The sequence below is a fragment of the Burkholderia sp. Bp9140 genome, from assembly GCF_003853425.1.
Taxonomy (GTDB): Bacteria; Pseudomonadota; Gammaproteobacteria; order Burkholderiales; family Burkholderiaceae; genus Burkholderia.
This window is the reverse complement of record NZ_QTPQ01000020.1, coordinates 38,241-55,940: the sequence shown is the minus strand read 5'-3', so window position 1 is coordinate 55,940 and position 17,700 is coordinate 38,241. Positions and strand designations below refer to the sequence as shown.

Sequence of the window (17,700 nt, the reverse complement as noted above, 5' to 3'; positions counted from 1 at the left end):
CGCACCGCCCGGACTCGCGTCAGAACAGCGATTCGTCGACTTCCATCATCGTCTTCGAACCGGCGCGCGCGGCGCGGATCGTCGCCGCCGTCTCGGGCAGGAGGCGCGCGAAGTAGAAGCGGGCCGTCGCGAGCTTCGACTTGTAGAACGGATCGCCCGACGCTTCCTTGTCGAGCGCGAGACGCGCCATGCGCGCCCAGAAGTACGAGAACACCAGGTGGCCGACGGTGCGCAGGTACGGCACGGCGGCGGCGCCGACTTCGTCCGGGTTCTGCATCGCCTTCATGCCGATTTCCATCGTCAGCTTCTGCACCTTGTCGCCAATGTCGGCGAGCGGGTCGATGAACTCGGCCATCTCCGGCTTCACGCCTTCGGTTTCCGCGAATTCGGTGACGAGCTTGCCGAACTTCTTCAGCTTCGCGCCCATGTCGCCGAGCACCTTGCGGCCCAGCAGGTCGAGCGACTGGATCGAGTTCGTGCCTTCGTAGATCATGTTGATCCGCGCGTCGCGCACGTACTGCTCCATGCCCCACTCGGAGATGAAGCCGTGGCCGCCGTAGATCTGCATCGCGTGGTTGGTCGACTCGAACGCGTTGTCGGTCAGGAACGCCTTGATGATCGGCGTGAGCAGCGCGACGAGGTCGGCCGCTTCCTTGCGCACCGCTTCGTCAGCATGCGACAGTTCCTTGTCGATCTGCAGCGCGGACCAGTACGTGAAGGCGCGCGCGCCTTCCGCGTAGGCCTTCTGCGTGAGCAGCATGCGGCGCACGTCCGGGTGCACGATGATCGGGTCGGCCGGCTTGTCCGGTGCCTTCGGGCCCGTCAGCGAGCGCATCTGCAGGCGCTCCTTCGCGTACGTCAGCGAGTTCTGGTACGCGACTTCCGTCAGGCCCAGGCCCTGCATGCCGACGCCCAGGCGCGCGGCGTTCATCATCACGAACATCGCGTTCAAGCCCTTGTTCGGCTCGCCGACCATCCAGCCCTTCGCGTTGTCGAGGTTCATCACGCACGTCGAGTTGCCGTGGATGCCCATCTTGTGCTCGATCGAGCCGCACTTGATGCCGTTGCGCTCGCCCGGCTCGCCCGCGGCGTCCGGAATGAACTTCGGCACGATGAACAGCGAGATCCCCTTCGTGCCTTGCGGCGCGTCCGGCAGGCGCGCGAGCACGAGGTGGACGATGTTCTTCGACATGTCGTGCTCGCCGCTCGAGATGAAGATCTTCGTGCCGCTGATCGAGTACGAGCCGTCGCCGTTCGGTTCGGCCTTGGTGCGCAGGATGCCGAGGTCGGTGCCGCAGTGCGGCTCGGTCAGGCACATCGTGCCCGTCCATTCGCCCGACACGAGCTTCGGCAGATATTGCTGCTGCAGTTCCGGCGCGCCGTGCGCATGCAGGCATTCGTAGGCGCCGTGCGACAGGCCCGGATACATCGTCCATGCCTGGTTCGCCGAGTTCAGCATTTCGTAGAGCGCGTTGTTCACGAACGCGGGCAGGCCCTGGCCGCCGTAGTCCGGATCGCAGCCGAGCGCCGGCCAGCCGGCCTCGACGTACTGCCGATACGCTTCCTTGAAGCCGGTCGGGGTCTTCACGACGCCGTCGCCTTCATACGTGCAGCCTTCGCGGTCGCCGACCTGGTTCAGCGGGAACAGTACCTCGGAGCAGAACTTGCCCGCTTCCTCGAGGACCTGGTTGATCGTGTCGGCGTCGAGGTCCGCATGCTTGGGCATTTGCTTGACTTCGGCTTCGACGTTCAGAAGCTCGTGCAACACGAATTGCATGTCGCGCAGCGGCGCGGCGTACTGTCCCATGACTCTCTCCAAAGGTGGGCAAAACGGCTCGAGCTCCTGGCGGGCGGTTCCCGCGCCGCTAACGGCTCTCGCTCTGATACGAAACGATCGTCTTTTCCAGCGCGGCCCACGTGAGGCGCACGGCATCCGGCGAATGCAGGAAGCGGGCGTCGTGATGCAGGCCGAGCGTGAAGCTGTACAACTCGAAGAGCATCAGGTCCGGATCGGTATCCGCACGCAGATGGCCTTCTTCCTTCGCCTGCGAAATGGCACGCAGCATCGCGGCACGCCAGGCCGTCACGCTCGCGATCAGCTGCTCGCGCACGGGGCTGTCGGGCCGGTCGTCGTACTCGACGGCACCGCTGATGTAGATGCATCCGGTCGTCACCTCCTGGATGCGCTTCTCCGTCCAGCGGGCCAGCATCGCCCGAAGGCGCGGCAAGCCTCGCGGCTCGCGCAGGCTCGGAAAGAACACCTCGTTTTCGAAACGATGGTGATACTCGCGGACGACCTCGACCTGCAGGTCCTCGCGCGATCCGAAGTGCGCGAACACACCGCTCTTGCTCATCTGCATGCGCTCGGCCAGGAGGCCGATCGTCAGCCCCTCCAGCCCGTCACGGCTGGCGAGGTCCAAAGCAGCTTCGAGTATCGCGGCACGCGTCTGTTCGCCTTTTCGCATAGCTATTTCTGTCACCGTTCGGGGGTTCGAATAAAATCGAACGGCCGTACTATTATTGAGTGCGGCCGCTCGCGAAACAAGGAAATTATTAGAAACCGGTGTCTAACCGAGCCGCTATTTTGCGCGATTCCGGCGGGACCGGAGCGGCTTTCCCGCACGAACGTGCGGACAGATTTTTGAAGCGGATGCTGAGTCCGTGTCAGTCGTAACCGCCGACCGTCAGCGCCTTCATCACGAGGCGGTACGTGTTGTACGCGAGCCAGTTCAGCATACGCTCGATGCGCGGCCGGGCGGCATACCGGGCGGCGTCGATTTCGCGGCCTTCGGAGAAGGCGGCCGCGATCGCGTCGCGCAGTTGGTTGGTGATCGCGTCGTAACGCACCAGCACGACATTGGCCTCATTGTTCAGCATCAGGCTCAGCGCGTCCAGGTTCGACGAACCGACCGTCGCCCAGTTGTCGTCGATCACCGCGACCTTGCCGTGCAGCATCGTCTTGTCGTATTCCGCCACGCGCACGCCCGCGCGCAGCAGCGCGTGATACAGGAACGGCACGGCGGTATCGAGCGCCGCGAACTCCTTGCGGCCGATCAGGATCCGCACGTCGACGCCGCGGCGTGCCGCGCCCGTCAGCGCGCGGCGCAGCTTGCGGCCGGGCATGAAGTACGGGTTCGCGAGCAGGATCCGCTGGCGTGCCTGGCCGATCGCGGCGAGATACGCCTTCTCGATCGCGCGGCGGTTCACGACGTTGTCGCGCGCGACGAACGCGACGCTCGGCTCGGTGACGACCCGCAGCGCACCGGCCTTGATCCACCGGTGGCTGCGTATCCAGCGCCGGAACATGTCGGGGAACGCTTCGCCGCCGTGCAGCCCGGCCGCGTACTGCGCGTACGGCTTGTGGCCGAACTGGATCCGGTGCCACTGCAGCTCGAACGCGGCGCGCACGTCCGACACCGCCGGCCCGGCCATCTCGACCGCGAAATCCCAGCGCGGAAACGGCAGCGTCGCGGTGCCTTGCGTGTAGTCGTCGACGATGTTGATGCCGCCGCAGAATGCGACCGCATGATCGATCACCGCGAGCTTGCGGTGGGTGCGCGAGAAGCCGAAGCGGCCAAACAGATAGCGGTTGTAGATGCAGTGCTCGACGCCGGCCTCGGCCCACGTGTCGAACAGCGGCAGGCGCGCGGTGCCGACGCCGTCGGTGATCACGCGCACGCGCACGCCGCGCCGCGCCGCGCGGATCAACGCATCCGACACCGGCCGGCCGGCCGCGTCGTCGCAGAAGATGTAGGTTTCGAGCATCACCTGCTCGCGCGCCGCATCGATCCGTTCGATCAGCGCGTGGAAGAATTCGTTGCCGGTCTCGCACAGCCGCACCGTGTTGCCGGCCGTGAACGCGAGCCGCGACGCGGAGCCGCGCTCCTGCAGGAACATCTGCCGCAATTGCGCGAAGCGCTTGCGGGTTTCCGCATTCATGCGGACGCGCCGTTCGGCGCCCGCGCGAGCGACACGCGCACGGGCAGTTGCAGGATCGCCTCGGCGTTCGACGGCGAGAAGCAGCGCGCGGCCGCTTCGCGGAACGGCAGCCACGCATGGTCGACATGCTCGCGCGGCGACAACGTCACGTCGACGCGGCGCGGCACGCACAGGCCGAACCAGTGCTCGACGTTGCGCGTGACGCCCGGCGCATAGCGATGCAGGTATTGCGGATAGATCGTGTATTCGATCCGGTGGTGCCAGTCGATCAGCGCGGTGGCCGGCACGTCGTGCGACCCGACCGCGATGCCGGTTTCCTCGACCACCTCACGTGCGGCCGTGAGCGCGAGCGGCTCGTCGAGCGCGTCCTTCGATCCGGTCACCGACTGCCAGAAATCGGGCTGGTCGGCCCGCTTGATCACCAGCACGTCAAGTTCCGGCGTGTAGATCACGACGAGAACGGATTCGGGAATTTTCGGCGGCTTCGTCATCTTGGTTTCATGCGGCACAGGGCCGTGCGCCGGCCCTGTGCCCGAACGTGCGGCAAGTGCTGCGACTGTACCGCAAAAAACGAAAAAGGCGCATCGCTGCGCCTTTTTCATCGAGCGTCGTGTGGGCGTCGCCGCACACACGACCTCCGGGAAGCACGTTACGCCTTCGGCTGTTCCGGCTGGCGCAGACGGATGTGCAGTTCGCGCAGCTGACGCTCGTCGACCGGGCTCGGCGCCTGCGTGAGCAGATCCTGCGCACGCTGCGTCTTCGGGAACGCGATCACGTCGCGGATCGAATCGGCACCGGCCATCATCGTGACGATGCGGTCGAGACCGAATGCGATACCGCCGTGCGGCGGCGCGCCGTACTGCAGCGCGTCCAGCAGGAAGCCGAACTTCAGCTGCGCTTCTTCCGCGCCGATCTTCAGCGCGCGGAACACCTTGCTCTGCACTTCCTCGCGGTGGATACGCACCGAGCCGCCGCCGATTTCCCAGCCGTTCAGCACCATGTCGTATGCCTTCGCGAGGCAGCGGCCCGGATCGGTCTCGAGGTATTCGAGGTGCTCGTCCTTCGGGCTCGTGAACGGGTGGTGTGCCGCGACGTAGCGCGCGTCCTCGTCGTCGTATTCGAACATCGGGAAGTCGACGACCCACAGCGGCTTCCAGCCGGCCTGGACGAGGCCGTTCGCCTTGCCGAATTCCGAATGGCCGATCTTCAGGCGCAGCGCGCCGAGGCTGTCGTTGACGACCTTCGCGCGGTCGGCCGCGAAGAAGATGATGTCGCCGTCTTCGGCGCCGGTGCGCTCGAGGATCGCCGCGATCGACGCGTCGTGCAGGTTCTTGACGATCGGGCTCTGCAGGCCGTCGCGGCCCTTCGCCTTCTCGTTGACCTTGATCCACGCGAGGCCCTTCGCGCCGTAGATGCGCACGAATTCCGTGTAGCCGTCGATGTCGCCGCGCGACAGCTCGCCGCCCTTCGGCACGCGCAGCGCCGCGACACGGCCGTCCTTCGCGTTGGCCGGCGTGCTGAACACCTTGAAGTCGACGTCCTTCATCGCGTCGGTCAGCTCGGTGAATTCGAGCTGCACGCGCAGGTCCGGCTTGTCCGAACCGAAACGCGCCATCGCTTCCGAGTACGGCATCACCGGGAATTTCGCGTCGAGTTCGACGTCGATCGTCGTCTTGAAGATGTGACGGATCATGTCTTCGAACAGATCGCGGATTTCCTGCTCGCCGAGGAACGACGTCTCGCAGTCGATCTGCGTGAATTCCGGCTGACGGTCGGCACGGAGGTCCTCGTCGCGGAAGCACTTGGTGATCTGGTAGTAACGGTCGAAGTTCGCGACCATCAGCAGCTGCTTGAACAGCTGCGGCGACTGCGGCAGCGCGAAGAACTGGCCCGCGTTCACGCGCGACGGCACGAGGTAGTCGCGTGCGCCTTCCGGCGTGCTCTTCGTCAGCATCGGCGTTTCGATGTCGATGAAGCCCTGCTCGTCGAGGTACTTGCGCGCTTCGATCGCGACGCGATAGCGCAGGCGCAGGTTGTGCTGCATCTGCGGGCGGCGCAGGTCGAGCACGCGGTGCGTGAGGCGCGTCGTTTCCGACAGGTTGTCGTCGTCGAGCTGGAACGGCGGCGTCACCGACGCGTTCAGCACGTTCAGCTCGTGGCACAGCACTTCGATCTTGCCGCTCTTCAGGCCGGCGTTGACCGTGCCTTCCGGACGGTTGCGCACGAGACCCTTGATCTGCACGCAGAACTCGTTGCGCACGCCTTCGGCGGTCGCGAACATTTCCGCGCGATCCGGGTCGCACACCACCTGCACGAGGCCTTCACGATCGCGCAGGTCGATGAAGATCACACCGCCGTGATCGCGGCGGCGCTGCACCCAGCCGCACAGCGACACGGTTTGGCCCAGCAGGTGTTCGGTCACGAGACCGCAGTATTCAGTACGCATCGACATGATGTTTGCTTTCGTTCGGTTTGATCAACGGGTGCCGCAACGCGCGGCCCGGGCGATGATTCTTTACTTACAGCGGCGGCTCGACGGGACGGCGGGCGGGCGCCGGGGCCGGCGCCGAAGGCGCCACGACGCCCATCGAGACGATGTACTTGAGCGCGGCATCGACCGACATGTCGAGTTCGATGACTTCGCTCTTCGGCAGCATCAGGAAGAAGCCCGACGTCGGGTTCGGCGTCGTGGGCACGTACACGCTCACGTACTCTTCCGTCAGATGGTTGACCACGTCGCCGCCGGGCGCGCCGGTCAGAAACGCGATCGTATACGAGCCGCGGCGCGGGTATTCGATCAGCAGCGCCTTGCGGAACGCGTTGCCGCTGCTCGACAGCAGCGTGTCCGACACCTGCTTGACGCTCGTGTAGATCGGCCCGACGACCGGGATGTGACGCACGACCGCGTTCCACCACGTGACGAGCTTCTGGCCGATGAAGTTCTGCGTGGCCAGCCCGACGACGAAGATGAACGCGAGCGTCAGCACCGCGCCGATCCCCGGCAGGTGGAAGCCGAGCATCCGCTCCGGCTGCCACGATTCGGGCAGCAGCAGCAGCGTCTGGTCCATCGTGCCGATGATGAGGCCGAGCACCCACAGCGTGATCGCGAGCGGGACGAGAACCAGCAGGCCGGTCAGGAACACCGTTTTCAGGGTCGTCTTTTTCATCATCTGCCGTCAATGAACCGCGCCGGAAGCGCGGTGTGGACGCGGCCCGGCCGGGCCGCGACTGTCAACTGCCGGCGGCGGGCGCCGCAGCCGGGGCCGGCGCGGCGCTCGTCGTCGTGCTTTCGGAACTGCCCGCCGCGGCCGCTGCGGGCGCTGCTTGCGCAGCCGCTGCCGGCGCCGCGTCGCCCGACGCCGCCGCCGGTGCGCTGGTGCCGCCCGAGCCGCCGCGGAAATCGGTGACATACCAACCCGATCCCTTCAGCTGGAAGCCCGCGGCAGTGACCTGCTTGCGAAACGCATCCTTCCCGCATTCCGGACACTGTGACAGCGGCGCGTCGCTCATCTTCTGGAGCACGTCCTTCGCGAAACCACACGCTTCGCATCGATAGGCGTAGATCGGCATGATATTTTTTCCCGCAGAAACTGGAAACGGCTTGCAAAACCTTGAATTATAGCCGAAACCCCGGCGCGCTCCGGCAACGGCCGCGACGCCCGGACTTCAGCGGCGGCGCCACGTGAGCCAGCGCTCGTGCCCTTCGAACACGGGCAGCGAATCGGTCACCGGCAAATCCTCGATCAGCTCGAAGTGCGGCGAAAGCAGCGCGTCGAGTTCGGCACGCTCGATCCCGAACGGCGGCCCCTTCGGTTTCGCCGTCACGAAGAAATAGCCGGCCAGCAGCGCGCCCGCGGGCAGCAGTTCGGCCATCCGCGCCGCATAGCCGGCGCGCAGGCTCGGCGGCAGCGCGCACAGGAACGCGCGCTCGTACACCCACTGCACGTCGAACGGCGGCCGGTACGCGAAGAAATCGGCCTGCTCGACGACGTCCGCATGCGCGCCGAGCTGCGCCTTCGCGGCCGCCACCGCCTGCGCGGCGAAATCGATCGCGCGCACCGGCCAGCCGGCCTGCGCGAGCCAGCCGGCCTCCTGCGCACTGCCGCAGCCGGGAATCAGCACCGCGCACGGCGCGCGCCGCTGCGCAAACGCGCGAAACCCGTCCGGCACGCCGCCGAATTCCCAGGGCGTCACGCCGCGCGCGAACCGCTCGTCCCAGAACGATGCGTTGCCGGGGTCGCGCGTCGCGAACTCGGCGGGGCCCGGCGCGGACGGTTGCTTCCGTTCGGACATCGCACGGCTCCTGTCGGTCATGCGCCGTACGCGAGCGCGAGCAGCACGCGCGCGACGAGCGCCCCGACGCCGACGGCAAGACCGAAGATCAGCAATGCCTGCAGCAACCGGTTGGTACGTTTCTGCTCGACGAGGATCTGGCGCATCAGTTCCTCGCTTGCCGCACGCGGCGCATCGTGGCGTGCCGCCATCGCGTGATGGATCAGGCGCGGCAGTTGCGGCAGCGTCTTGCTCCACTGCGGCGCCTCGACCTTGAAGCGCTCGTACCAGCCGCGCAGGCCGATCTGCTCGGTCATCCAGCGCTCGAGATACGGCTTCGCGGTCTTCCACAGGTCGAGCTCGGGGTCGAGCGAGCGGCCGAGCCCCTCGACGTTCAGCATCGTCTTCTGCAGCAGCACGAGCTGCGGCTGGATCTCGACGTTGAAGCGGCGTGACGTCGAGAACAGGCGCATCAGCACCTGGCCGAGCGAGATGTCCTTCAGCGCGCGGTCGAAATACGGCTCGCACACCGCGCGGATCGCGCTTTCGAGTTCCTCGACGCGCGTCTCGGGCGGCACCCAGCCCGATTCGAGGTGCAGCGTCGCAACGCGGTGGTAATCGCGCTTGAAGAACGCGAGGAAGTTTTGCGCGAGGTAGTTCTTGTCGAAATCCGACAACGCGCCGACGATCCCGAAATCAAGCGCGACATAGCGGCCGAAGGTCTTCGGATCGAGACTCACCTGGATGTTGCCCGGGTGCATGTCCGCATGGAAGAACCCGTCGCGGAACACCTGCGTGAAGAAGATCTCGACACCTTCGCGCGCGAGCTTCTTGATGTCGACGCCCGCGGTACGCAGCGTCTCGACCTGGCTGATCGGCACGCCGGTCATGCGCTCCATCACGAGCACCTGCGAGGTCGAGAAATCCCAGAACATCTCGGGCACGAGCAGCAGGTCGAGGCCCGCGAAGTTGCGGCGCAGCTGGCTGCCGTTCGCGGCCTCGCGCATCAGGTCGAGCTCGTCGTGCAGGTACTTGTCGAATTCGGCGACGACTTCGCGCGGCTTCAGGCGCCGGCCGTCGGCCCACATGCGCTCGGTCCAGATCGCGATGTCGCGCATCAGCGCGAGGTCGGAGTCGATCACGGACAGCATGTTCGGGCGCAGCACCTTGACGGCGACCGCCTTGCCCGCATGCGCGCCCTGCTTGAGTTTCGCGAAATGCACCTGCGCGATCGACGCGCTCGCGACGGGCTCGCGCTCGAATTCGTCGAACAGCTCGTCGACCGGCGCACCGAGCGACTTCTCGATGATCGCGATCGCGACCGCCGGATCGAACGGCGGCACCTGGTCCTGCAGCTTCGCGAGTTCGTTCGCGAAATCGACCGTCAGCAGGTCGCGGCGCGTCGACAGCACCTGGCCGAACTTCACGAAGATCGGGCCGAGGCTTTCGAGCGCGTGACGCAGCCGCACGGCGGGCGGATCGGAATAGCGGCGGCCGATCGTCGTGATCCGCAGCAGCAGCTTCACGCGCCGGTCGTCGATCCGGGACAGCATCACTTCGTCGAGGCCAAAGCGGATGACGGTGTAGACAATCTTGATGAAACGGAAAATGCGCATGCCCTGCGGCCCTCAGTGCGCGCCGCGCGGGCCGGAGCCCGTGCGCGCGCCGATTTTTTGTTCGAGTCGCTCGACCCGTTTCTCGACCCGCGCGAGCGCATCGCGCGCACGCGCCAGTTCGGCGTCGAAGCCGCCGAGCACCGTGCGCCGGACGACTTGCGGGTTCTCGTCGAGCCAGTACTCGGCGACGGAATCGAGCACGTTGCGGCCGGTGCGGCGCGCGCGCGCGCCGGCGTCGCGCACGACCGTCGCGATCCGGTGCGCCGCCGCGTCGCCGACCAGCTTCGCGAGATCTTCCTCAGGTTCCCAGCGCAGGTGCTCGGCCAGCTTCGCGATCTGCGTCGCGAACTCCGCGTCGCCCTCGATCTTCACGTGCTTCATCACGGCCGCCTGGCCGCCCTGCAGGAATGCGGCGACCGTATCGCCCGCGAGCGCGATCGACACGTCGACGTGTTGCGCATCGTGCGCTTCCACCGCGCACAGATAGCCGTCGGGCTGCACGAGCAGCGTGAGCGTGACGGGCGGCACGTCGAGCCGGGCGGTCTTGCCCGCATAGGGGATCAGGCGGTCGCGCGCCCACGATTCGCGCGCGAGCAGGTGATTGACAGCAGCAGCAAAAGGCTTGGCGGCAAAGGTCATCGGGCTGGGAAAGAAAAAACCCGCGCAGGCCGGGCGCCTGCGCGGGTTTCTATTGTAACGTCGGATCGTCGGCAGACTGCGGCCAACCGCACACCCGGGCGGCAAGCGGTCGCACCGCGGCGGCCGTCGCCCGGGCAGCCGGCAAGCCGGCCGCCGGTCACGCTCAGTGCGTGTTGAGCTGCTGGATACCCGCGAGCAGCCAGCCCTGGCTGCCCGACTTCGACAGGTTCCACACCTCGTCGAACGGCGCCGCCGACGCACTCGCCGACTCGCGGATCAGCCCGTGGAAGCGCACGCTCGCCGACTGCTCGATGCCGCGATCCTCGATCGCGACCAGTTCCGCGTCGAGCTGAACGACATCGGTCTGGTTCACCTCGTTGCCGCGCGAGTCGAGATCGATCTTGATCTCGGCGAACATTTCCGGCGTCGTGAACTCGCGGATGTCGGCCAGGTTGCCCTGATCCCATGCCGCCTGCAGGCGCACGAAGTAGACCTTCGAGCTGCGCAGGAACGCTTCGGTGTCGAAGCCGGCCGGCACCTGCAGCGGTGCGGCCGCCATCGCGCCCGCCGCGCCGGCGGCCGGTGTGCCGCCGCCGAACACGCCCTGCGCTTCGTTCGCATAGCTGCTGCCGCTGCCCGCATGGTTGCTGCCGGTGCTGCCCTGCTGGAACGACGGGCTTTGCGAGTAGCTGCCCGACGACGATGCCGAGCCGCCGGCCGAGTACGCCGGCTCCTGCGAACGGCGACGGTTCATGAACTTGCGGATGAGCCAGATGCCGACCATCGCGAGCAGTGCGATCACGATGACGTTCGCCATCATGCTCGCGAACGCGCCGCCCAGGCCGAAGTGCGACAGCAGCGCCGCGATGCCGAGGCCGGCCGCGAGACCGGCGATCGGCCCGAGCCAGCGCGAGCGGTTGGGCTGCGCGGCGGGTGCCGGCGCGGCCGGATTCGTGCGCTGCGCCTGCGCCGGCGCAGCCTGCTGCATCGGCTGCTGCGCGGGCGGCGTGGCCTGGCGCTGCGTGACGGTGGAACTCTGGCGGCCGATGCTGCGGCCGCCGCCCATGCGCTTGGCCTCGGCGTCGAGCGATGCGAACGTGCCGGCCGTGAGCAGGCCGACCATCAGCAGCGTGCCGACCCGTCGAGCCCACGGCTTCGACGGCTTGCTACGGTTGAACAACGAACGCGATTCAAACATCAGTTTCTCCGGATGTAAGACAAATGTATGGGAAGAGCCCCTTAGTACTTGGCTCCCATGTGTAAAGCTACCACGCCACCTGACAAATTGTAATATTTGACGGCATCGAGGCCCGCTTGTTCCATCATCGTCTTCAGCGTGTCCTGATCGGGGTGCATCCGGATAGATTCAGCAAGATACCGGTAACTTTCAGCATCTTTCGCGAACTTGTCGCCAAGCCACGGTAATACTTTGAAAGAATACAGATCGTACGCTTTTTTCAGCGGATCCCAGACTTTCGAGAATTCCAGCACCATCACGCGGCCGCCGGGCTTCGTCACGCGGCGCATCTCGGCCAGCGCGGCATCCTTGTGCGTCATGTTGCGCAGCCCGAATGCGACCGTGACCACATCGAAGTAGTTGTCCGGAAAGGGAATTTTCTCCGCGTCGCACAGGAGCGACGGCGTCACGATACCCTTGTCGAGCAGCCGGTCGCGGCCGACGCGCAGCATCGATTCGTTGATGTCCGTGTGCCAGACCTCGCCCGTCGGCCCGGCCGCCTTCGCGAACGCCTTGGTCAGGTCGCCGGTGCCGGCTGCAAGGTCGAGCACCTTGAAGCCGGGGCGCACGTTCGCCTGCGCGATCGTGAACGCCTTCCACGCGCGGTGCATGCCGGCCGACATCAGGTCGTTCATCAGATCGTAGTTGCTCGCGACCGAATGGAACACGCCCGCCACTTTCTTCGCTTTTTCGTTTTCCTCGACGCTTTCGAAGCCGAAGTGGGTTTTGCTCATCGCGTTGATCCTCAGTAAATGGCAAGACGGCGCCGAGCGGGCGCCGTCGATTTCAGTGGCAGTGGCCGTGCGGCGCGGAGGCCGCCGGCATCGGCGCGTCGCGCTCGACGCCCGCCGCCTTCAGTTTGTCGAAATAGTCGCGCCACAGCGCGTCCTGCTGCGTCGCCAGTTCGTACAGCAGGTCCCACGAGTAGATGCCGGTCGAATGGCCGTCGGAGAACGTCGGCTGCAGCGCGTAGTTGCCCACGCCCTCGAGCGCGGTGATCGTCACCTCGCGCTTGCCGGTCTGCAGCGTCTCCTGGCCGGGCCCGTGGCCGCGCACCTCGGCCGACGGCGAACAGACGCGCATCAGCTCGAACGGAATCCGGTAACTCTCGCCGTTCGGGTACTGCAATTCGAGCACGCGCGACACCGCGTGCACGACGACGCCGGACGGAATCGGCGTCGTGGAAGTCAAACCGCTCATGGCTGCCTCGGATCGGTCGTTCGTTGAATTTCCTCGCGCACCGCATTGTGCAGCAGCGAGGCCTGCGCCGCGCGCGTGCGCAGCAGCGCCTCGGACACGCCGCGCTGGCGTGGCGCCCAGACGGGCTGCGGGAAATGGGCGTCGTTCGAGAAGCGCGGAATCACGTGCCAGTGCACGTGCGGCACCATGTTGCCGAGGCTCGCGAGATTCACCTTGTTCGGCTGCATCACGCGGCGCACGGCCCGCTCCACCGCGTACACCACGCGCATCAGGTGTGCCCGCTCGGGCTCGCCGAGATCGGAGAACTCGGCCACGTGCGCGCCCCAGATCACCCGGCAGAAGCCCGGGTACTCGTGCTCGCCCGCCGCGAGGACGACGCGCAGCATGTCGTCCTGCCAGAGCACCTCGCCGCCGTCTTCACGGCAAAACACACATTCCATCGTCGCTCCCATGTGGGCGGGCGCCGGCGCTCATGCGCCGGCGCCCGCTCATCCCTAGCCCGGCCGGGCGGTCATCATGCCCGCATTAGACCAGCACGCGCTCGATCCCGCCATTGTTCGCGTGTGCGACATAGTCGGCCATCCAGTTCTCGCCGAGCACCTGGCGCGCGATTTCGACGACGATGTAGTCGGCCTCGATGTTCGCATCCTCGTTGTAGCGCGACAGGCCCTGCAGGCACGACGGGCAGCTCGTCAGGATCTTCACGTCCGGGCCGTTCGCGGCCGCGGCCGGCGCCGGCGCGCTGCCGGCCACGACCGGGATGCTGCGCAGCTTGGCGGCCCCCTTGCGGATCTCCTCTTCCTTGCGGAAGCGGACCTGCGTCGAGATGTCCGGACGCGTGACCGCGAGCGTGCCCGATTCGCCGCAGCAGCGCTCGTTCTTCTCGATCCGGTAGCCGTCCTTCTCCGCGCCCATCAGTTCGTTGACGAGCTTCACCGGGTCCATCGTCTTGATCGGCGTGTGGCACGGGTCGTGATACATGTAGCGCGTGCCCGTCACGCCGTCGAGCTTCATCCCCTTCTCGAGCAGGAACTCGTGGATGTCGATGATCCGGCAGCCCGGGAAGATCTTGTCGAATTCATAGCCCGCGAGCTGGTCGTAGCAGGTGCCGCACGACACGACCACCGTCTTGATGTCGAGGTAGTTCAGCGTGTTCGCGACGCGGTGGAACAGCACGCGGTTGTCGGTGACGATCTTCTCGGCCTTGTCGTACTGGCCCGAGCCGCGCTGCGGATAACCGCAGCACAGGTAGCCCGGCGGCAAGACGGTCTGCACGCCGGCTTCCCACAGCATCGCCTGCGTCGCGAGGCCGACCTGCGAGAACAGGCGCTCGGAGCCGCAGCCCGGGAAGTAGAACACCGCTTCCGAATCGACGGTCGTCGACTTCGGGTTGCGGATGATCGGCACGATCTTGTTGTCCTCGATGTCGAGCAGCGCGCGCGCCGTCTTCTTCGGCAGGTTGCCCGGCATCTTCTTGTTGACGAAGTGGATCACCTGCTCGACGACGGGCGGCTTGCCGACCGTTGCCGGCGGGTGCTGCGTCTGCTTCGTCACGACCTTCTTCAGCATGTCGTTCGCGAAGCGCTGCACCTTGTAGCCGACGCCCATCATCACGCCGCGCGCGGCGTTGATCGTCTGCGGATTGGTCGCGTTCAGGAAGAACATGCCCGCCGCATTGCCGGCGTTGAACTTCTTCTTGCCCATCTTGCGCAACAGGTTGCGCATGTTCATCGTGACGTCGCCGAAGTCGATCTTCACCGGGCACGGCGTCGCGCACTTGTGGCACACCGTGCAGTGGTCGGCCACGTCGTTGAACTCGTCCCAGTGCTTGATCGACACGCCGCGGCGCGTCTGTTCCTCGTACAGGAACGCCTCGACCAAGAGCGAGGTCGCGAGGATCTTGTTGCGCGGGCTGTACAGCAGGTTCGCGCGCGGCACGTGGGTCGCGCACACCGGCTTGCACTTGCCGCAGCGCAGGCAGTCCTTCACCGAATCGGCGATCGCGCCGATGTCGGACTGCTGCATGATCAGCGACTCGTAGCCCATCAGCCCGAAGCTCGGCGTGTACGCGTTGCGAAGATCGGCGCCGTCGAGCAGCTTGCCCTTGTTGAAGCGGCCGTTCGGGTCGACGCGCTGCTTGTACGCGCGGAATTCGGCGATCTCGTCGTCGGTCAGGAACTCGAGCTTCGTGATGCCGATCCCGTGCTCGCCGGAGATCACGCCGTCGAGCGAGCGCGCGAGCGTCATGATGCGCGCAACCGCCGCGTGCGCATCCTGCAGCATCTCGTAGTTGTCGGAGTTGACCGGCAGGTTGGTGTGGACGTTGCCGTCGCCCGCGTGCATGTGCAGCGCGACGAACACGCGGCCGCGCAGCACCTGCTTGTGGATCGCCTGCGCTTCGTCGAGGATCTGCTTGAACGCGCCGCCGTTGAAGATCGCGCGCAGCTCCGCGCGGATCTCCTGCTTCCACGAGATGCGGACCGTGCGGTCCTGCGTGATGTGGAACACGGTCGCGCCCGGCTGCTCGTCCGCACGGTCGGCGAACTTCTCGGCGAGCGCCTCGTAACCGAGCTGCACGAGGTAGTGCTGCGCCTCGCGCAGCGGCTGGTCGAGCCGGTCGCGCACGAATTCCCAGCGCGCGCGCACGCGCTTGAGCAACTCCAGCGCCTGCTGGACACGATCCTCGAGCAGTTCGGCGCTCGGGATCTCGTTCGCGTCGTCGGTCTTGCCGAGCGGCAGGTTGCCGGCGCGGAAAAACGCCTCGAGCGCGTCGACGAGCTGCAGCTTGTTCTTCAGCGACAGCTCGATGTTGATCCGCTCGATGCCGTCGGTGTACTCGCCCATCCGGTTCAGCGGGATGACGACGTCTTCGTTGATCTTGAACGCGTTCGTGTGCTTCGCGATCGCGGCCGTGCGGCTGCGGTCGAGCCAGAAGCGCTTGCGCGCCTCCGCGCTGATCGCGACGAAGCCTTCGCCGCTCTTGCCGTTCGCCATCCGGATCACTTCGGATGTCGCGTGCGCGACCGCATCTGCGTCATCGCCGACGATGTCGCCGATCAGCACCATCTTGGGGAATGCGTTGCGCTTGCTCTTGGTCGCGTAGCCGACCGCGCGCAGGTAGCGCTCGTCGAGGTGCTCGAGGCCCGCGAGGATCGCGCCGCCCTGCTTCGACGTCTCGAACAGGTAGTCCTTGATCTCGACGATGCTCGGGATCGCCTCGCGCGCCTGGCCGAAGAACTCGAGGCAGACGGTGCGCGTGTGCGCGGGCATCTTGTGCAGCACCCAGCGCGCGGACGTGATCAGCCCGTCGCAGCCTTCCTTCTGCACGCCCGGCAGGCCCGCGAGGAACTTGTCGGTCACGTCCTTGCCGAGGCCTTCCTTGCGGAACCGGCGGCCTTCGATCTCGAGCATCTCGGTCTTCAGCAGCTTCTCGCCCGGCGCATGCGCACCGTCGAACCACTTCAGCTCGAAACGCGCGACCGCGATGTCGTGGATCTTGCCCTGGTTGTGCTCGTGGCGCGTGACTTCGAGCCAGTTGCCGTCCGGGTCGACCATCCGCCACCACGCCAGGTTGTCGAGCGCGGTGCCCCACAGCACGGCCTTCTTGCCGCCGGCGTTCATCGCGACGTTGCCGCCGATGCACGACGCGTCGAGCGAGGTCGGATCGACCGCGAACACGTAGCCGGCCGCCTCGGCCGCCTCGGTCACGCGGCGCGTGACGACGCCCGCGCCGGAGAAGATCGTCGGCACCTTGTGCGCGACGCCCGGCAGCTCGGTGAGCTCGACCGCGCCGAGCTGTTCGAGCTTCTCGGTGTTGATCACCGCGGAGAACGGCGTGAGCGGCACCGCGCCGCCCGTATAGCCGGTGCCGCCGCCGCGCGGGATCACGGTCAGGCCGAGCTCGAAGCAGGCCTTGATCAGCCCCGCGATCTCGGCTTCGGTATCGGGGGTCAGCACGACGAACGGGTATTCGACGCGCCAGTCGGTCGCGTCGGTCACGTGCGACACGCGCGACAGCCCGTCGAAGCGGATATTGTCCTTCTGCGTGCAGCGGCCGAGCGCCTTGGTCGCGCGGCGGCGCAGGTCGGCCATCTTGTCGAATTCGTCGGCGAACTCGTCGACCGCGCGCTGCGCGGCGGCCTCGAGCATCTCGACGCGTCCGGCGCGTTCGCGGCCCGCGTCGTCGTGGTGCGCGGTCAGGTCGGCGCGGCGGCGCTTGCCGATCTCGGTCAGGCGGTGGTTCAGCGCCTCGATCAGGAGCGCGCGGCGCTTCGGATTGTCGAGCAGGTCGTCCTGCAGGTACGGGTTGCGGCGCACGACCCAGATGTCGCCGAGCACTTCATACAGCATCCGTGCCGAGCGGCCCGTGCGGCGTTCGGCGCGCAGTTCGTCGAGTACCGACCACGCCTCCTCGCCGAGCAGGCGGATCACGATCTCGCGGTCGGAGAAGGACGTGTAGTTGTAGGGGATCTCGCGCAGTCGGGGCGCGGGGTCGGCGGCGACGGCGGCGGCCGCGCCATGCGGATCGAAAACTTGTGGTGCGTTCATGTTCGGACGACTCGGAGGGCCGATACACCGTGCACGGGCGTCGGCAAGCGCGTAGGCGCAATCTTGGGGAAATCTGTTCTGGTGCCAGGCGCGCGACTATCTCGCATGGGGCCGGAGCGGGTCTGGACTCACCGTTCCGGGCCGGCAGGGCCTGGCGGCACTCGGGGCCATCAGCACGATCGCGCGCGGCGCGCATGCCGCTGCGCCGCGGGGCTGGCTGCGCGCGGCGACGGCTTCAACGGAGCGATC

15 protein-coding genes are annotated in these 17,700 nt (G+C 66.6%); all 15 read right to left on the bottom strand.

Annotated features, from left to right (window positions below; genetic code table 11):
- Positions 1-19: 19 nt before the first annotated feature.
- Positions 20-1,807, bottom strand: a complete 1,788-nt coding sequence (locus tag DIE21_RS17985) for an acyl-CoA dehydrogenase C-terminal domain-containing protein (RefSeq protein WP_124498972.1) — start codon at positions 1,805-1,807, stop codon at positions 20-22.
- Between the two features lie 58 nt (positions 1,808-1,865).
- A complete protein-coding gene (locus tag DIE21_RS17980; RefSeq protein ID WP_006751498.1) occupies positions 1,866-2,465 on the bottom strand; it encodes a TetR/AcrR family transcriptional regulator in 600 nt (199 codons plus the stop codon).
- 199 nt (positions 2,466-2,664) lie between these two features.
- Complete coding sequence (gene clsB / locus DIE21_RS17975; protein WP_124498971.1) at positions 2,665-3,939, bottom strand: cardiolipin synthase ClsB; 1,275 nt, start codon at positions 3,937-3,939, stop codon at positions 2,665-2,667.
- Positions 3,936-4,430 (bottom strand): dihydroneopterin triphosphate diphosphatase, encoded by a 495-nt coding sequence (gene nudB / locus DIE21_RS17970; RefSeq protein ID WP_124498970.1) that lies wholly within the window; start codon positions 4,428-4,430, stop codon positions 3,936-3,938. The genes clsB and nudB overlap by 4 nt, the downstream gene beginning before the upstream one ends.
- Positions 4,431-4,588: 158 nt before the next feature.
- On the bottom strand, positions 4,589-6,391 hold the full coding sequence (gene aspS, locus DIE21_RS17965) for an aspartate--tRNA ligase (protein ID WP_006477843.1): 1,803 nt from the start codon (positions 6,389-6,391) through the stop codon (positions 4,589-4,591).
- A 67-nt stretch (positions 6,392-6,458) separates the two neighbouring features.
- Positions 6,459-7,109: a DUF502 domain-containing protein gene (locus DIE21_RS17960; RefSeq protein ID WP_027785397.1), complete on the bottom strand. Its 651-nt coding sequence runs from the start codon at positions 7,107-7,109 to the stop codon at positions 6,459-6,461.
- A gap of 61 nt (positions 7,110-7,170) precedes the next feature.
- The gene (locus DIE21_RS17955; RefSeq protein ID WP_124498969.1) at positions 7,171-7,509 is read right to left on the bottom strand and encodes an FmdB family zinc ribbon protein; all 339 of its coding nucleotides are present in this window, start codon (positions 7,507-7,509) and stop codon (positions 7,171-7,173) included.
- A 96-nt stretch (positions 7,510-7,605) separates the two neighbouring features.
- Positions 7,606-8,232, bottom strand: coding sequence for an SAM-dependent methyltransferase (locus DIE21_RS17950; RefSeq protein WP_124498968.1), 627 nt, complete (start codon positions 8,230-8,232; stop codon positions 7,606-7,608).
- A 17-nt stretch (positions 8,233-8,249) separates the two neighbouring features.
- Positions 8,250-9,827, bottom strand: coding sequence for a ubiquinone biosynthesis regulatory protein kinase UbiB (gene ubiB / locus DIE21_RS17945; protein ID WP_124498967.1), 1,578 nt, complete (start codon positions 9,825-9,827; stop codon positions 8,250-8,252).
- A 12-nt stretch (positions 9,828-9,839) separates the two neighbouring features.
- Positions 9,840-10,466: an SCP2 domain-containing protein gene (locus DIE21_RS17940; RefSeq protein WP_124498966.1), complete on the bottom strand. Its 627-nt coding sequence runs from the start codon at positions 10,464-10,466 to the stop codon at positions 9,840-9,842.
- A gap of 163 nt (positions 10,467-10,629) precedes the next feature.
- Positions 10,630-11,664, bottom strand: coding sequence for a Tim44 domain-containing protein (locus tag DIE21_RS17935; RefSeq protein ID WP_124498965.1), 1,035 nt, complete (start codon positions 11,662-11,664; stop codon positions 10,630-10,632).
- A 41-nt stretch (positions 11,665-11,705) separates the two neighbouring features.
- Complete coding sequence (gene ubiE, locus DIE21_RS17930; protein WP_124498964.1) at positions 11,706-12,437, bottom strand: bifunctional demethylmenaquinone methyltransferase/2-methoxy-6-polyprenyl-1,4-benzoquinol methylase UbiE; 732 nt, start codon at positions 12,435-12,437, stop codon at positions 11,706-11,708.
- A gap of 52 nt (positions 12,438-12,489) precedes the next feature.
- Entirely contained in the window at positions 12,490-12,903 is a 414-nt protein-coding gene (locus DIE21_RS17925) for a gamma-butyrobetaine hydroxylase-like domain-containing protein (protein WP_124498963.1), read from the bottom strand.
- Positions 12,900-13,343, bottom strand: a complete 444-nt coding sequence (locus DIE21_RS17920; protein WP_124498962.1) for an HIT family protein — start codon at positions 13,341-13,343, stop codon at positions 12,900-12,902. Before DIE21_RS17920 ends, DIE21_RS17925 begins: the two co-directional genes overlap by 4 nt.
- Before the next feature lie 85 nt (positions 13,344-13,428).
- Positions 13,429-17,451 carry a DUF3683 domain-containing protein gene (locus tag DIE21_RS17915; protein ID WP_124498961.1) on the bottom strand — a complete coding sequence of 1,341 codons (4,023 nt, stop codon included), beginning with the start codon at positions 17,449-17,451 and terminating at the stop codon, positions 13,429-13,431.
- Positions 17,452-17,700: the final 249 nt, after the last annotated feature.

Excerpts from the sequence above, each read along its gene's own strand:
- DIE21_RS17950 (WP_124498968.1), bottom strand. The coding sequence starts at position 8,232 with ATGTCCGAACGGAAGCAACCGTCCGCGCCGGGCCCCGCCGAGTTCGCG.
- DIE21_RS17935 (WP_124498965.1), bottom strand. The coding sequence starts at position 11,664 with ATGTTTGAATCGCGTTCGTTGTTCAACCGTAGCAAGCCGTCGAAGCCG.
- DIE21_RS17960 (WP_027785397.1), bottom strand. The coding sequence starts at position 7,109 with ATGATGAAAAAGACGACCCTGAAAACGGTGTTCCTGACCGGCCTGCTG.
- aspS (WP_006477843.1), bottom strand. The coding sequence starts at position 6,391 with ATGTCGATGCGTACTGAATACTGCGGTCTCGTGACCGAACACCTGCTG.
- DIE21_RS17980 (WP_006751498.1), bottom strand. The coding sequence starts at position 2,465 with ATGCGAAAAGGCGAACAGACGCGTGCCGCGATACTCGAAGCTGCTTTG.
- ubiE (WP_124498964.1), bottom strand. The coding sequence starts at position 12,437 with ATGAGCAAAACCCACTTCGGCTTCGAAAGCGTCGAGGAAAACGAAAAA.
- DIE21_RS17955 (WP_124498969.1), bottom strand. The coding sequence starts at position 7,509 with ATGCCGATCTACGCCTATCGATGCGAAGCGTGTGGTTTCGCGAAGGAC.
- clsB (WP_124498971.1), bottom strand. The coding sequence starts at position 3,939 with ATGAATGCGGAAACCCGCAAGCGCTTCGCGCAATTGCGGCAGATGTTC.
- DIE21_RS17920 (WP_124498962.1), bottom strand. The coding sequence starts at position 13,343 with ATGGAATGTGTGTTTTGCCGTGAAGACGGCGGCGAGGTGCTCTGGCAG.
- DIE21_RS17915 (WP_124498961.1), bottom strand. The coding sequence starts at position 17,451 with ATGAACGCACCACAAGTTTTCGATCCGCATGGCGCGGCCGCCGCCGTC.
- DIE21_RS17940 (WP_124498966.1), bottom strand. The coding sequence starts at position 10,466 with ATGACCTTTGCCGCCAAGCCTTTTGCTGCTGCTGTCAATCACCTGCTC.
- nudB (WP_124498970.1), bottom strand. The coding sequence starts at position 4,430 with ATGACGAAGCCGCCGAAAATTCCCGAATCCGTTCTCGTCGTGATCTAC.
- DIE21_RS17985 (WP_124498972.1), bottom strand. The coding sequence starts at position 1,807 with ATGGGACAGTACGCCGCGCCGCTGCGCGACATGCAATTCGTGTTGCAC.
- DIE21_RS17925 (WP_124498963.1), bottom strand. The coding sequence starts at position 12,903 with ATGAGCGGTTTGACTTCCACGACGCCGATTCCGTCCGGCGTCGTCGTG.
- ubiB (WP_124498967.1), bottom strand. The coding sequence starts at position 9,827 with ATGCGCATTTTCCGTTTCATCAAGATTGTCTACACCGTCATCCGCTTT.